Here is a 16,444-nt window from a genome sequence, read left to right as displayed (position 1 = left end):
ATAATCCTCCTTAATTAGTCTGAACTTTTTTTACTTTTGTTAAATGCTTGTGTAATACGGTCTAAGATAATTGCCAAGATAACGATAGCAATACCAGCAGCAAATCCTGAACCAGCATTATTTCTACCAACGGCAAAGTAAACTTGAGCACCTAGACCAGTAGCACCAATCATAGAAGCAATAACAACCATTGATAGTGCTAACATCATACCTTGGTTTACACCAGACATTAATGTGCTCTTTGCAATTGGTAATTCAACTTTAATTAATTTTTGCCAACCAGTTGAACCGAATGAATCGGCAGCTTCAACTAAATCAGCAGGAACTTGTTGAATACCTAAATCAGTCATTCTAACTACTGGAGGTAGTGAGAAAATAACTGAAGCAATAACACCTGGAACCATTCCAATACCAAATAATGATACAGCAGGAATTAAGTAAACAAAGGCGGGCATGGTTTGCATAAAGTCTAAGATTGGTTTAACAATCAAATGAACAGTATGACTTTTAGCCATCCAAATACCTAATGGAATACCAATAATTACAATAATCAAACTAGAAGTTAAAACTAAAGTTAAAGTTTGAGTCATATCACGCCAGTAACCTTGGTTCCAAATTAATAATAAACCTAATATTTCAAATAACATTAATCCCCAGTGCTTACTATCATGTAAAGCCCAGTAGGTAATACCAAGAACAATAATAATAAATAACCAAATAGGTAGAATATCAAAAATAGCTTGAAAACCGTTAACAATTCCACCAATAAAATTAGTAATACCATTAAAGAATCCAACAAATTGAGTTAACCAATTAACAAACTTGTTAATCCAATCTGCCAAAGGAATTTGTGTCATATTTAATGTGAATAAATTAGCCATTATTTTCAACCTCACTTCCAGAAATTGCTTCAAGAACAGAACTTCTAAGGATAATTCCTAATAAACGACCCTCATTATCAACAACTGAGAAAGGAACGGAAGTTTTAGAAATATCATTCAAAATTGATTTGATAGGAGTATCAGGAGAGGTTGTTGGAATGCTAGTATTTAAAATTTCAGTAAGATCACGTTTATCATTTTCGATTAAGTTAATAACTTCTTTAGCATCAACTAAACCTTTGAAATGATGTTGTGAATCAACAACGAAGACACTTGAAACTTCATTATGTTGCATTAATCTTAATGCAGTTCTAGGTCCATCTTTTTCAATGTTTACAACATTTGGACGAATCATAACACGACTAGCAGTAAGAATCTTAGTACGATCAACACCTTCAATGAATTTTTCAACGTATTCATTTTTAGGATGTTGTAAAATATCTTCTGGTCCACCGATTTGAACGATTTCACCATCACGCATAATCATAATACGATCACCAATACGTAAAGCTTCATTCAAATCATGTGAAATAAATATGATTGTCTTCTTTAAATGTGCCTGTAATTCAAGCAATTCATCTTGCATTTCTTTTCTGTTAAGTGGATCTAAGGCAGAGAAAGCTTCATCCATTAGTAGGATTTCAGGATCATTAGCTAATCCACGAGCTAGTCCAACACGTTGTTGTTGACCACCTGATAGTTCACTAGGATAACGATTGTCATAGCCATGAAGACCTACTAATTCTAAACATTCATGAGCTTTTTTATCACGAGTAGCTTTATCAACGCCTTGAATTTCCAAACCATAAGATGTATTTCCTAAAATTGTACGATTAGGGAATAACGCAAAGTTTTGGAAAACCATGCTCATTTTTTTACGTCTAAATTCACGTAATTGTTTTTTATCAAAATTAGTAACGTTTTGTCCATCTAGGATGATTTCACCACTAGTTGGTTCATACAAACGATTTAACATTCTGATTAATGTAGACTTACCACTTCCGGATAGTCCCATAATAACAAAGATTTCATTTTCATTAACATCGAAGTTGGCGTCATGAACACCAACAACACTATTAGTCTTTGCCAAAATTTCGTCTTTGGACTTACCATCACTGATCATTTCTTTTGCACGACCAGTATGATGACCGAAAATTTTAGTTAGGTGTTTAACTTCAACTTTTTTGGTCATAAAATTCCTCCTTAAAAATTATAGATACTATAATAAGTGTAAACGCATAAATAACATTATTACAAGAAAGTAACAGTTATGTCAAATTTTACACCATTTTGAAAAGTTGATTTGACGGGATGAAGTGCTTCTATAGCTTAAAGTTATGCACTTTATTAGTAATTTATTTGAACTATGTTAAAATTACGTTATCTACATTACATTGTAGTACAAATTACCAAAAATGAGATGAAAAGTGCATGGTTAAATTATTGAAAAGGTTACCTATTAAAATGATCTTAGCATTTTTGTTAGGTGGAATATTACTAATTACATTTACTAATCACGATGATTTCTTATATCAAAAACCAATTTTTAAAGTAGAAACTGCTAAGCAAATTAGCACCGACAAGAGTAAAGATAGCTTTCAAAATACTGATTATACTTATCAACAAAACTTAACAGGACATATCACAAATGGTCAGTATAAAGGTAAAAGAATTTCTATTAATAATAGTTACACGATGTCTAGAGCAATGGATCATAAATATTATCCTGGACAAAAAGCATTTATCATATTACATAAATCTGGTGGATTAAATGCCACAATTAAAGATTATAAGCGGGATGTGCCTATTATATTCTTAATATATTTAGCAATCGCATTGCTATGTATTTTCCTAAAATTTTCTGGAATTACTGCTGTTGGTAGTATTATCATTAATACTATTTTATTTATTTTTGCTATATATTTGGATGGCTTTAATAACGGGAATAATGTTTTAATTATTTTTAGTATTTTAGCTGCCATCTTTTCAGCTGTTACATTATTGGTAATTATTGGTCATAACAGACAAATGTATGTAACGCTAGCTTCTACATTAATATGTACAGTTATTTCAATTATCTTAAGTTTAATTGTTTTTAAATTTACTCATGAAAAGGGCATCTTTTATGAATCAATGCAATATGTGACCCAACCACCTCGACCATTGTTTTTGGCATCCACGATTATTGGTTCATTAGGTGCTGTCATGGATGAGTCGACTGATATTATTTCCTCCTTATTTGCATTAAAAATGGAACGTCCACAAATATCTAAAAAACAAATTTTCCTTTCCGGTAGAAATATCGGTAAAACCATTATGGGACCTCTAATTAATGTATTGTTCTTTATTTTTATGGGAGAAACATTGCCAATGACATTGTTGTTCTTAAAGAACGGTAATAGTTGGGGTTATTCTTTTTCTATGAATATGTCATTAGGCATGGTTCAAAGTCTTATTAGTGGTATTGGAATTGTTTTAGCAATTCCAGTTGCTAGTGCATTAACTAGTTTATTTGCTAAGGAGAATCAAAAATGAGTGCAATTATTGTATTAGGAATTGTTTTATTTATTTTGATGTTATTAGTAGGTGGGAAACAAGGGTTACAATCATTTTTAAGTTTAATTTTAAACTTTGGTTTTTTGTTTTTTGCAATTGTTTTAATTGCTTTTCATTTTCCGCCAATTATTGTAACTGTTATAACTGGTGTTATTGTACTAGCTTTGACAATTTTTTTAAGTGGAACCGATGATAATACTAGTGGATTAGCTTTTTTATCTTCAATTTTAGTCTTATTTATTTTAGTTTTACTTATTATTCCAGTGGAACACTGGGCACAAGTTCAGGGATTCGGATTAGAAGATAGTGATGACTTAGAAGGCTTATCTATTTTGATTGGTATTAATTTTGTTAAGATTGAAATAGCAACAGCTATTTTAAGTACACTAGGTGCAATTGCTGAAGCAACTATGGCGATTGCATCTGGCTTAGATGAAATTAAAGAGCAGCATCCAAAAATTAAACCAAGCCGATTATTATTTGATGGTATTTATGTTGGGAAACAAATTATTGGGACTACCTTAAATACATTATTTTTTGGACTTTTTGGTGGATCTTTATCTTTATTTGTTTGGTTTCATAGTTTGAATTATTCATTTGGTAATATTCTTAATGACAAGGTCTTTGATGCTCAACTAATCGTAATTTTATTTTCATTAATAGGAGTTATTTTAACAATTCCAATTACTTCATTAGTGATTGCTGAAAAATGGCGGAAAGATAATAACTAAGAGGCTAATTATATGCAAAAAATCAATTCTGAGGACATTTATAATTTATTTTCATTAACACAATTAAATAGTGATGGATTTTTCGTTAAAAATGGTATAAATAAAATTGAAAATAATTATACTGCAAAAATATTTCATTTAGATTCGAATTTTAATGTAGAGCAATGCACTAATGAAAATTTCAGTACTAACCCGATTAAACTAGGAAATTCACTTTATTATTTAGCTAGTATCGATTCAAAAATGCAATTAATTAAGATGTCTTTAAATAATGATTGCAGTAAACAGCTTACTTTTGGTGATACAGTAAGCAATTTGATTAGTTCCAAAAATAACAAAAAATTATTTTTTAAAACTACAAAGAGGTTTACTGTTCCTAAATTTTCTGTAAACAAATTCCCTAAAACTAGGTATATAAATAAACTAGATAATCGTTCTGATGGTTTTGGTTGGAAAGATAATCAGACGCTTTATTATTTATATGCATTAGATGTTCAAACAGGGAAAATAAATTTATTAAAATCTACATATCAAAATTTTAAAATGCTAGATGTTGATAATACTGGGGAGCATATTTTATTTAGTGAAAGTGTTTTTTCTAATGAAAAGAGTATTTCTCGAATCTACGAAATTAATCTAATTAATATGGAAAAATCATTAATAACTACTAGTGATGGTAATTTTAATGAGGCAGTATATTCTCCAGATTGTAAAAGCATATTATTAGTGGGTAATTATAATATTTATGGTAGTAGTAATGTTTTTAGTCTTTATTTATTTAATTCTTTTGAAAATAAGCTCATTAATCTTACTGAAAATCTTTTTGATATAGAACCAAGTTATAATGGCGGTTTAGCAACTGATTTTGTACAGAATCGTAGTAACAATGGTGTTAAATGGCTAAACAATCAGCAGTATATTTTTCATGCTACTCATCATGGGCGGAGTCAACTTTATTTAGGACAAAATAGTGATATTCAAAAAATATATGATGATAAAACAGAAATATATGACTTCAGTATATTGAAAAATAAAAAATTATTATTAAGTGTTTCTTCTCAAAAATTACCCAATCAATTAATCATTTTTGATTTTTGTAACAATATTCAAAAATTGATATATGATCCTAATAAGCAGTTTACTTTGAATCATGAATTCTGTAGTTCATATAAATTTTCTACTATTTCTAAAGACAACTTGTTTAATATAAATGGTTGGTTATTATTGCCTAATCAAAAAAGAGACAAATATCCTACTATTTTGTATATTCACGGAGGTCCACATGAAACATATGGTGAAAGTTTTTTCTATGAATTTCAATTTCTTGCTAACCATGGATATGCAATTTTATTTATTAATCCGCGAGGCTCTAGCAGCTATGGTCAAGCATTTGAAAAAGCATCTGTTGGTAGAGTGGGAAAAGAAGATTTTGCAGATATCATGAGCGGTTTAGATTATGCACTAAATAAATTTAAGCATTTAGACCAGAATAATCTTTTTATAGCTGGTGGTTCCTACGGAGGATTCATGTCTAGTTGGATTATTTCACATACTGATAGATTCAAAGCAGCCATTGTTCAAAGACCTATTGTTGATTGGCACTCATTTTATGGAACTTCTGATATTGGAGTACGTTTTTCAAAAAATGAATTGGGATTAGATTTATATGATAAATATGGACTCAATTTTTATTGGAATCGTTCCCCACTAAAATATGTTCATAATATTCATACGCCAACTAGAATTCAGCATGGTGAGTGGGATATGCGCTGTCCTGTTAATCAAAGTGAGGCATTATTTCAAGGTATTAAGTGTAACAATGTTGAAAGTGATTATATTAGATATCCTCAATCATTTCATGGATTTTCAAGAAATGGTTTACCAAATTTAAGAGTCACAAGAATGAATGATATATGTGAATGGTTCAATATACATCTTAATTAGTTTTTTATTTATAAAATTAGTGTGATAATGTAAATAACATTACATATGAAAGTGAAGTGGAATTTATGAATACTATGGTTTATATTGTTTTATTATTTGTATTAGCAGCTGCGGTATTGTTTGGATTGTTAGAAGTTTATCCCAAAATTAGGAAACTTAATAATCAAGTCCATAAAAATATCACAACTTCATTGAATGATAAGTCATTAATTGCGAAACTTAATAATCAAGGTAAACAATCAACTGGCTTAAATCTTCGTTATAGTTTAATTGCAATTATATTTACAATTTTTATTTTAAGTATTTTTTATGTACAACTTGCCAACAATTGGATGATTTTGATTTTAATAGTTATTGAGGCTATTTATATTATTAATGAGTTTAAAAACACTAATTTTATCAAAAAGCTTTGGCAGTATGACAATGAAACTTTGAAATTGAAACAACAATCTAATAAATTAACTTTCTTCACAATGATTGGAATATTTATTGCTGTGGATGTATTTGAATTATTATTTGAATTATTATATGAACAAGGTTTTACCTTGCTATAGTAATAAAAGAACCGCTAATCTAATTTATAGATTAGCGGTTCTTTTATTTCATAAAATCTTTAATTGTTTTTTCGAGTAAATTAATCATATTGAAGTAACTAGGCATATCTACATATTCGTTAGGACTATGCGCAGTTGTATTTCCAGGACCTAAGATAATGACATCCATGTCTTTATTACGACTTCGAAACTCTGATGCATCAGTACCTAAGGAAACACCAATTTTTGGTAGGGGCATTGGTTCATCCATAATGTTTTTAGCATTATTCTGTAAAATTTGAATTAAACCAGTGTGATTATCACTTTTTACGGGCATTTCACTATGTTCAATTGTTAATTCTAAATCAATTCCTGGTTCTGTATTCATTTTATCGATCATACATTGAAGGCGATTAGTTAATTCTTCATTATCCACTTGTGGGATAGTACGAACCTTAACGATTTCATATGCTAAATCAGGAACTGAATTAATTTGTTTACCACCACGAAAAATATCAGGAGAGTAAACAGTTTTTCCTAATTCAGGATCTGATTCTTTTAATTCAGCATAAAATTCCTTTTCTTTTAAATAGTATTTTATTAAAGTATCAATAGCATTAATTCCCATACGAGGCATTGAACTATGAACCGCTTTACCATGGGCAGTTACTCGATAAGCCATCCATCCTTTATGAGCACTAACTATAAAATGCTGTTCATTAGCATCTGACAGGAATGATGTTTTTAACAATTCTTTTAATGTTTCAGGTGCAATAGTCACACCATCACTATTAACATATTTTCTTAATCGATGAAGATTTACACCACTAGGTTCAGCAATAATCATTGCATCTAAGTCATCAGCAAAACCTTTATCAGTTAAATATTTTGCACCAGCTGCACTTAATTCTTCGCCAATAGTGGCAATAAATCTAATGGTACCGTTAATTTTAGAGGATGATTCATATAATTCAATCATTGAAATAACCATTTGTGCTATCCCTGATTTCATATCAGAAGCACCACGACCATATAAACGACCATTTTTAATATTGGCTTTGAATGGATCAGATAGCCAAGTCCGTTCATCTCCTTGATGAACAGTATCTAAATGACCACTTAAACCTAATTTAGGATGTTCGCCATTTCCAATTTCAACAATTAAATTACTACGACCATGATATTGCATGATTAGTTTGCTATTAATATTGTGTTTTTTGAATGTATCTGATAGATATTTTGCAACATCATTTTCATTATCATCAACAGTGGGCATATTTACAATGTTCTTTAAAATTTGAATCTTCTCGACTTTTTCCATAGAACATCCTCCTAAAATCATATAACGATTAGAATAATTCTATGGGATAATAACTAAAAAATCAATATTATATTTTAATTAAAATTGATTCATTAATTTTCCAAGCGCAAAGTGAATCGCCATAGTTAAAATACCAATAATTATATTACGGATAACGGCGGTTTTAGCTAAACCATTACCTAATTTAGCACTTAGATAACCAGTTATGGCGACTGATAGAATTACAGCAACAATAGTTGATGGCCAACGATAAATACCACTAGTTAGACTCATAGCTAGTAATGGAAAGATTCCTCCTAAAGATGCAGATACCAATGAAGAAAAAGCTGCATTCCAAGGATTCATATAATGTCCTAATTGAATACCGTATTTTGTGTTAACAACAGTATCTAAAGGCTTCTTTTCAATCAATTCTTTAGCTATTTCAGTAGATGTTTCATCACTGATACCTCTGCTTACATAGTATTTTTTTACAGCTTTAATTTCACTACTAATATCATCTTGTAATAATTTTTGTTCAACTTTTACAGCAGAACTTTCAGCATCTCTTTGCGAACTAACTGATGCATATTCACCAGAAGCCATTGAAAATGCACATGCCAATAAGTCAGAAAGTCCAGCAATGAAAATGGTGAATATATTTGGTGTAGCAACGGCCACAGAGAATAATACTCCTACAACTGTTAAAATCCCATCATTTGAACCAAGAACTCCTGCTCTTAGGGTATTTAATTTTTCATTCATATTTTGTTTTTTCTTTTGCATAATAATTTAATCTCCTGTTAACTAAACATCCCAACTAATAAACCAATTAAGTATGTAACAATCATTGTTAATGTTCCAGATATAATATTTCTGATCATTGATCTTAATTTATTAGCATGACTCAGAATTGCTGCAATATATCCAGTGATTGCAAGAGCAATGATTACGGCAATAAAGGTAGCAATGATATTAATTCCGGATGGAAATAACGATATGGCTAATAATGGTAATATAGATCCAATTGGAAATGAAATCATTGATGCAATTGCTGCATCATATGGACTAGTAAAATTATTAACAACAAAGCCATATTTTTCACGAACAGTTGTAACTAAAGCATCTTTGTTCATCATTTCTTTAGTTGCTTTATTAGATAGTGCTTCAGAAATACCACTTTGCATGTATTTGTTTTTGACAAAATTAAATTCTTCATCATAGTTATTTTTTAAAGCATATTTTTCGTTCATAACAGCTCGCTTTTGAGAATCACTTTCGGTATTAACGGATACATATTCACCCATTGCCATTGAAACAGTCCCAGCAATCATTCCAGCAATTCCTGAAATGAAAATTGAAAAAGTATTAGTAGTTGCTCCAGCAACTCCGATGACAATTCCAGCAACTGAAAGGATGCCATCATTAGACCCCATCACACTAGCTCTAATAACGTTTATTTTTTGAGCTAAACTTTTTTTATTTTTCATTAAATATTCACCTTTTAGTTTATAATGATTATTAATTAATAACAATTATAACTATATTATTAAATTGCGATCTTGTAAAGTCTTTATAAAATATTGTATATTGAAAGAAAAAGTTAGGCAAACCAAAAAAGAGGTGTTTGATTAGTTAAAATGCCCATATAATAAGGCCTACTAATGAAAATTAAATTATTGATTATAATATGGTTATAAAACAATGTTGATTTTATTAATAAGTTATACTATGATTTTATTAACATTAAAATGTGAATTGTTCTTTGAAAAGAGACCCGTTGTTTTATGAAAAAACAAGGGTCTCTTTTTGTTAATTTAGGGGGAAAAGTAATGCCAAAATTGGCTTCATCATTAAACAATGTATACAATAAAAGTTTAGATTTATTAGCACCGTCTGGAATTAGAAGTTTTGATAAAAAGATTTCTAATATTGATGGAATTATTAAATTAACAATTGGAGAACCTGATTTAAATACTCCTGAACATGTTAAAAAAGCGGGTGCCGATAGCATCATGAATAATGATTCCCATTATGCTACTCAAACTGGTAAGCAAGAATTAAGGGATGCAATTTCTAATTATTTAAATAAAATGCATAATTTAAATTATGATGCTGAATCTGAAGTTGTTGTTACTGTAGGAGCTACTGAAGCGATTTATGCAGCTTTTCAAACTATTTTAAATAAAGGTGATAAAGTAATTGTTCCTACACCAACATTTGCTTTGTATTTTCCTATTATTAAGATTTTAGGAGCAACTCCTATTAAAGTTGATACTTCTGATAATGATTTTGTTTTAAGTCCAGAAAAATTAAAAGAAACATTGGATAAAGAAGGTTCATCAGTCAAAGCCGTTTTATTAAACTATCCTGGTAATCCAACTGGAGTGGAATATTCAAAGGATGATTTACAAAAATTAGCTAATGTTATTAAGAAACGTAAATTATTTGTTGTTTCTGATGAAATTTATAGTGACATTACTTATGATGTAAAGCATTATTCAATTGCTGAAATGTTACCAGAACAAACTTTATATATTAGTGGATTGTCCAAATCACATGCTATGACGGGCTATCGAGTAGGATATATTTGTGGACCTAGTCCAATTATTAAAAAATTATCAATGGTGCATGCATTTTTAGTTACAGCCACTACCAATTCTGCACAAGTTGCAGCAGAAGAAGCCTTAAAAAATGGAATGCAAGATCCAACTGAAATGAGCAAAATTTATAAAAAACGTCGTGATATCTTACAAAAAGGATTAACTGAATTAGGTTTTGATATGCCACAACCTAAAGGTGCTTTTTACATGTTTGCCAAAATTCCAGATCAATTTGGTAAAGACGATGAAGCATTTGCATTAGATTTAGCCAAAAAAGCTAAAGTTGGTGTAATTCCAGGAAGTGCATTTGGACCTGGCGGTGAAGGCCATATTAGATTTTCCTATGCGGCATCTGATGAAACTATTCATGAAGCACTAAAAAGACTGAAATCATATTTAAATTAGATTATTTTGGGGGTAAATATTATGGATAGAAGAATACCGAACATTATGGGCACTCAACACCCAGATAACGCTAACGTTCCATTTTTTAAAAAAGATGGCGAACCATTTGTTTCAGCTTTTAATGAAATTAATGAGGCATATCAAAATTATGATGTTTTGGATGCTGATGAATATATGTGGGATTGGGAAGGCAAACATGCTGATTCCTCAGTAATTGATCGATTATATTCAGAACATTATGAATATTTTAAAAAACATCCACTAGGCAATGATAAATTTCTTACTTTTAGATTACCTAATATTTGGGAAGAAAAAGGCTATAGCTTAATGCAGGCTATGACAACAATTTTATTAGCAGAAGATTTTGCTGATGATTTAAAGTTTAAAAATCGTCCATTATTTGAAGCAATTTTACCAATGGCTAGAACTGCTGATCAATTATTAAAAATGGAAGAAAAATTTTCTAGCTTAGCTCATTTTAAAGACCGAGAATTTGGTAATGGTCATAAAAATACCGATCGTCTGAGAATGATTCCATTATTTGAAAGCTTTGAAGCTCAATATAATGCACCTAAAATTTTGAAAAAATATGTAGAACTATATAAGAAAAACTTTGGTGAAGATTTAAAATATATGCGTGTATTTTTAGCTGGTTCTGATTCAGCACTATCAAATGGTTTCTTAAATAGTATTATTGGAAACAAATTAGCATTGACTAAATTAGGTGAATTTTCAACTGAGTCTGGAATTGATATTTATCCAATTGCCGGTACTGGTAGCACTATTTTTAGAGGGGGGTTATCTCCTAAGTTAGTTGATCGTTATCTAGAAGAATTTCCGGGATTAAAGACTGCAACCATTCAGTCAGCATTTAGATATGACTATCCACTAGATTCAGTGGTCAAACCAGCAATTGCTAAATTACGTGATGGTTTACAACATAATGCTTTTAAAATTATCAATGATGAAGATCAACAAACATTGCTAAATGTTGCAGATAAAGCAGCAGCTGAATATCATAAAACGCTAGATCCTTTAATTAATGATTTACAATCTGTTTTTGATGCCTTTCCAAAACGTCGTGATCGTCATCAACATGTTGGAATTATTGGATATTCTCGTGACGTTGATGGCTATAAAATGCCTCGTGCAATTACTTTTACTGGCTCCTTATATTCAGTAGGAGTGCCACCAGAAGTGCTTGGAACGGGTCGTATTTTGCAGAAATTGGATAAGGAAGAATTTAAAACTTTAACTCAATACTATCCAAATATTAAATATGATTTTGAACACGTGTTAAAATACTTTAGTGCAAATGCTTTAGATTCATTAATTAAACAAAATAATAATTGGCAAGGCGTAAAAGAAGATGTTGATGCTATTCAAGATATCTTTGATATTACCGCTGGTCCAACTGATGAAGATGAAATGGAACATGCTAAATTAGCTAATGATTTAGTTAGAATTAATGATGAAGAAGTTCGTAATATTTTAATTGAAAAAATGGCGAAAATAAGACATTTCTTAGGATAATAAAAGACCACTACTAATTAATTTTAGTAGTGGCTTTATTTTTTATTTTATATTTTTACGATGATGCATTAACCAAATTAGCATTATAGTAACTGCCATCATAATTAAGGCAGCTATCCAGTAGGTAAAATGCATCCCAAATAGGAACCAATCATCATGTCCAAACGGGTAAGTTGTTATTGAACGATTAGCTTTAAAACTCATTCCGGTATATAACAACGATGTTGATAGGGATAATCCAACGGTAAAACCAATATTACGACTTAATGCTAGTACTGAACCAGCAACTCCTTGCTGTTCTTTACTAGCATTTTCCATTACCATTGGGTTGTTTTGGAATAATCCATTTGCAGTGGCAAATACCATAAAACCAAATAATAGAATTGCTAACGGCCAAGTTGGTTGAACCACAGCAAAGATGATTTCAGCAATTACAAAGATAATGGATGCTCTAAATGACATTTTAACAGCACCATATTTATCACAAAGCACTCCACCTAAATAAGCCGTAAAGACATTTACCACCGGTAGAACGCTCATCATGAAACCAGTTTGAGAAGGGGAAAATTTTAGATTATCTTGAATATAAAATGGCAATAACACGTTATTAAAGTAAATAATAATATACATGAACATTAAAGAAATAATACTGATTGTAAAACCAGGGTTTTTAAATAATGATAAATCTAAAATAGGCTCTGAAACTTTTAGCTCAATTCTAATAAAAGAAATAATTAAAATGGCAGTAATAATGAATGCAACAATCACACCTAAATTACTAAAACCAATTTCTTGTCCAGTAAAAATTGCAATAAAGAATAGGCCAATAGCCAGTGCTAATGTTATAAATCCTAAATAATCAATATTTAATTTGGGATTGGGTTTGTTTTTATCAGGCTTACTATAAACAAATTCACCAAAAATAAATGCTGCAATTCCAATTGGCACATTGAATAAAAAGATCCAGTTCCAACTAGCAATTGATAATATGATTCCAGCCACTGCAGGACCAGCAATGTATCCTAATTGTCCAATTGTGGTATTAATACCTAATGCTTTACCACGTGAACTAAATGGCACTGATTCGGTAATAATACCTAGATTGGTTGCCATAGTCATTGATGCACCTAATCCTTGCAGACAACGAGCAATCAACAGGATAACCAGATTTGTACTAATCCCACAAGCTAATGAACTAATTGTAAAAACTAAAGTTCCTAGTTGAAAGATCTTAGCTTTACTTAATTGATCACCGAGCTTACCAAAAAGAATCAATGACATACATATTAGGACTAGGTATGCTGATGAAATCCATTCTGCTTGATTCATTGGAACATTTAAGTCCTTAGAAATTTGCGGTAATGCAGTATTTACAATGCTCATATCCACTGTTCCTAAAAATGAAACAATTGCTACAGACAAAATAATAAGCATTTGTTTATGCTTCATATTTTCACTTCCTTAACTTAGTTATCTAATATTGTATCAGATAAAATGAATTTGCATTAACTAAAAAGACATCCACTTTGAGTGAATGCCTTCTTTTATTTGATTGAATCAACAAATTTTTGATAATCTAATTCTTCACCTGTATCAGTAAAGCTAATATTATTAACTTCTGCAGCATGTAAATTTTCTTCTGAAATTGATAGCTTTCCAACAAAAGTGGCATTACCAATTAATTCAATCCACTGATTATTAGGAGTGTTATGAACTTTAGTTTGGACCATTCCACCAGGATTATACACATCAATCGGTTCTTTAGTATTTACTAAATTAGGAAAGTTAATTGCAAATGCTAATGAAGTTGCTGACATTCCAGTTCCACAAGCGTTAGTGAAACCGACACCACGTTCATAAGTATGTACAAATAACTTATTGCGACTTAATATTTTAGCAAAATTAACATTAACACCATCAGTAAAATAAGGGTTAGGGTCATTTAATTTTTTACCAATTTCGCCTAAAGTTTCATTTAAATCATGATCATTTTCTACAAAACTAATTAGGTGTGGATTAGGAACCGCAATTGCAGTAAATCTTAAATGGTCGCTTAATTGTGGTAATGCAGTGTTTAAAATGTTAGTAGTGTTTAAATTTTGAAATGGAAAATATTTACCATCAAAATAAACCGGTGATATTTCGACACTAAAAGCAGCAACATTATGTGATAAGTCTGCATGTTGGTTTACTAATAAATCAGCTGATTTAGTTTCTACCTTAAAACTATCTTTATGGTATTTATTGGATAAATATCTAGCTACACATCTTAAGCCGTTACCACACATTGAGGCTTCACTACCATCAGCATTGATTACTCTCATTTGAGCTAAAGCATCTTGATGACTTGATTCATTAACAACTAATAAGCCATCTGCTGGATTCAAATCATTATCTTTGTTAGTTATTGATTTTGTTAATTTTATTAATTCAATATCATTGAGCTTATTATTGAGTAATGTTTGATCTAAAATATAAAAATGGTTTWCAGAACCATGTACATAAAACAAATTAATCATATTAATTACTCCTTATTCAAAGAATTCATTGTAGATACTTTTAACAGCTTGATTAGCATTAGCTTCTCTAGTCCCAATCATGATAGAAATTTGGGAAGCACCTTGGTTAATCATGTGGATAGGGATGTTTTCATTGGTTATGGGATCAATAATGTCACTAATAGTAGTTGCAGCATCACGCATACCTTCACCAACCACCATGATAATAGCATAATCGTCAATCCAATTTAATTTATCAGGTTTGATACTTTCTTGAATTTCTTTACATAAACTTTTAATCGTAATTTTATCTAAACTTTCTTTATTAAAAATAACGGTTAAATCATCAATTCCGGATGGCATATGTTCGTATGAAATATTATATTTTTGAAAAATTTGCAGTAATTTTAAAGTTATTCCAACCTCTTTATTTAGCAAGTATTTATGTAAATAAAGTGCTGAAAAATGTTTCGATGATGACACTCCAGTAATAGGATGTTCAGGTTGAAATGAACCTTCTGGCACAATTAATGTTCCAGGTTTATCTGGCATATTAGTATTTTTAACATTAATGGTTACATTCCCCTTAATTGCAGGGATAATAGCTTCATCGTTAAAAACGGAAAAGCCAGCATATGCAAGTTCACGCATTTCACGATAGGTCATTTTCTTAATTGGAACAGGGTGATTGATAATTTTTGGATTAGCAGAATAAATTGAACTAACATCAGTGAAATTCTCATACATTGGAATATTTAGTCCATTTGCAATAATTGATCCAGTGATATCTGAACCACCGCGTGCAAAAGTTGCCATGTTGCCATCTTTTGTATATCCAAAGAAGCCAGGAATAACTAGTTTTTCATTACCGTAACCAAAGTGACCCAAATTTTCATATGTTTCTTTGAGCACATCAGCAGCATTAGGATCCTCTTTAGAAACAACAATTCCCAATTCTTTAGGATCTACGAACTTAGCTTTAATGTTTAAGTGATTTAGCACAATTGACATTAATTTAGCGTTCATTCTTTCACCGTGTGCTTTAAAAGCCGCCAATAAATATTCATTATTAGAATATTTTTGCTTAGGTAGATTATTAAAAATACTTACAATTGGAGCAAATTCATCATCACTAATATCATATGTATCAGCAATATCTTTATATCGCCCAATAATATTATTTAAGATATCTTTATAATCTTGTTTATTAATCACAGCTTTTGCATATTGAATTAATAAATCGGTTACTTTAATATCATCATCAAATCTTTTACCAGGAGCTGATAAGACGATGATTTGTCGTGTTTTATCTTTTTTGATTATATTAATTACTTTTTTGTATTGATCACCATTAGCTAGTGAACTGCCACCAAATTTTATTAACTTTGTCATCTAATATCATCTCACAATTTAATCTTTCTAATTAATTTGCATTCTAACATTAAAATAAAATTAGACAA

Annotated in this window: 14 protein-coding genes; 6 read left to right on the top strand and 8 right to left on the bottom strand. The window is 30.2% G+C overall.

Annotated features, from left to right (window positions below; translation table 11 throughout):
- Nucleotides 1-14: 14 nt before the first annotated feature.
- Nucleotides 15-881 carry an ABC transporter permease gene (locus C7N71_RS00985; protein ID WP_105987326.1) on the bottom strand — a complete coding sequence of 289 codons (867 nt, stop codon included), beginning with the start codon at nt 879-881 and terminating at the stop codon, nt 15-17.
- Nucleotides 874-2,073 carry a quaternary amine ABC transporter ATP-binding protein gene (locus tag C7N71_RS00980; RefSeq protein ID WP_105987325.1) on the bottom strand — a complete coding sequence of 400 codons (1,200 nt, stop codon included), beginning with the start codon at nt 2,071-2,073 and terminating at the stop codon, nt 874-876. The genes C7N71_RS00985 and C7N71_RS00980 overlap by 8 nt, the downstream gene beginning before the upstream one ends.
- 239 nt (nt 2,074-2,312) lie before the next feature.
- On the opposite strand from C7N71_RS00980, the gene C7N71_RS00975 reads away from it, so the two are divergent.
- The 4 genes from C7N71_RS00975 (at nt 2,313) to C7N71_RS00960 (ending at nt 6,666) form a co-directional block, all read left to right on the top strand.
- Nucleotides 2,313-3,416 carry a YibE/F family protein gene (locus tag C7N71_RS00975; protein ID WP_105987324.1) on the top strand — a complete coding sequence of 368 codons (1,104 nt, stop codon included), beginning with the start codon at nt 2,313-2,315 and terminating at the stop codon, nt 3,414-3,416.
- Entirely contained in the window at nt 3,413-4,168 is a 756-nt protein-coding gene (locus tag C7N71_RS00970) for a YibE/F family protein (protein WP_105987323.1), read from the top strand. The genes C7N71_RS00975 and C7N71_RS00970 overlap by 4 nt, the downstream gene beginning before the upstream one ends.
- A 12-nt stretch (nt 4,169-4,180) precedes the next feature.
- Entirely contained in the window at nt 4,181-6,112 is a 1,932-nt protein-coding gene (locus C7N71_RS00965) for a S9 family peptidase (protein WP_105987322.1), read from the top strand.
- 65 nt (nt 6,113-6,177) lie between these two features.
- Nucleotides 6,178-6,666 carry a hypothetical protein gene (locus C7N71_RS00960; RefSeq protein WP_105987321.1) on the top strand — a complete coding sequence of 163 codons (489 nt, stop codon included), beginning with the start codon at nt 6,178-6,180 and terminating at the stop codon, nt 6,664-6,666.
- 43 nt (nt 6,667-6,709) lie between these two features.
- On the opposite strand, the gene C7N71_RS00955 is transcribed toward C7N71_RS00960, so the two are convergent.
- The 3 genes from C7N71_RS00955 to C7N71_RS00945 form a co-directional block, all read right to left on the bottom strand.
- Nucleotides 6,710-7,966 (bottom strand): M20/M25/M40 family metallo-hydrolase, encoded by a 1,257-nt coding sequence (locus C7N71_RS00955; protein WP_105987320.1) that lies wholly within the window; start codon nt 7,964-7,966, stop codon nt 6,710-6,712.
- A 78-nt stretch (nt 7,967-8,044) separates the two neighbouring features.
- Nucleotides 8,045-8,731 carry a VIT1/CCC1 transporter family protein gene (locus tag C7N71_RS00950; protein WP_225361851.1) on the bottom strand — a complete coding sequence of 229 codons (687 nt, stop codon included), beginning with the start codon at nt 8,729-8,731 and terminating at the stop codon, nt 8,045-8,047.
- 17 nt (nt 8,732-8,748) lie between these two features.
- Complete coding sequence (locus C7N71_RS00945) at nt 8,749-9,435, bottom strand: VIT1/CCC1 transporter family protein (RefSeq protein ID WP_105987319.1); 687 nt, start codon at nt 9,433-9,435, stop codon at nt 8,749-8,751.
- Nucleotides 9,436-9,777: 342 nt separating this feature from the next.
- Here C7N71_RS00945 and C7N71_RS00940 point away from each other — a divergent pair, with 342 nt between their 5' ends.
- Both C7N71_RS00940 and ppcA read left to right on the top strand, forming a co-directional pair.
- The gene (locus C7N71_RS00940) at nt 9,778-10,953 is read left to right on the top strand and encodes an aminotransferase class I/II-fold pyridoxal phosphate-dependent enzyme (RefSeq protein ID WP_105987318.1); all 1,176 of its coding nucleotides are present in this window, start codon (nt 9,778-9,780) and stop codon (nt 10,951-10,953) included.
- Between the two features lie 21 nt (nt 10,954-10,974).
- The gene (ppcA, locus tag C7N71_RS00935) at nt 10,975-12,486 is read left to right on the top strand and encodes a phosphoenolpyruvate carboxylase (protein WP_105987317.1); all 1,512 of its coding nucleotides are present in this window, start codon (nt 10,975-10,977) and stop codon (nt 12,484-12,486) included.
- Between the two features lie 42 nt (nt 12,487-12,528).
- Here ppcA and C7N71_RS00930 read toward each other — a convergent pair whose 3' ends face one another.
- The 3 genes from C7N71_RS00930 to C7N71_RS00920 form a co-directional block, all read right to left on the bottom strand.
- Entirely contained in the window at nt 12,529-13,935 is a 1,407-nt protein-coding gene (locus C7N71_RS00930) for an MFS transporter (protein WP_105987316.1), read from the bottom strand.
- 95 nt (nt 13,936-14,030) lie between these two features.
- Nucleotides 14,031-15,005 (bottom strand): diaminopimelate epimerase, encoded by a 975-nt coding sequence (gene dapF / locus C7N71_RS00925; RefSeq protein WP_105987315.1) that lies wholly within the window; start codon nt 15,003-15,005, stop codon nt 14,031-14,033.
- Nucleotides 15,006-15,017: 12 nt separating this feature from the next.
- Nucleotides 15,018-16,376 (bottom strand): aspartate kinase, encoded by a 1,359-nt coding sequence (locus tag C7N71_RS00920; RefSeq protein WP_105987314.1) that lies wholly within the window; start codon nt 16,374-16,376, stop codon nt 15,018-15,020.
- Nucleotides 16,377-16,444 lie beyond the last annotated feature (68 nt).

The organism is Apilactobacillus timberlakei, from assembly GCF_002993965.1.
In the GTDB taxonomy this organism is placed as follows: Bacteria; Bacillota; Bacilli; order Lactobacillales; family Lactobacillaceae; genus Apilactobacillus; species Apilactobacillus timberlakei.
This window is presented reverse-complemented; position numbering and strand designations above follow the sequence as displayed.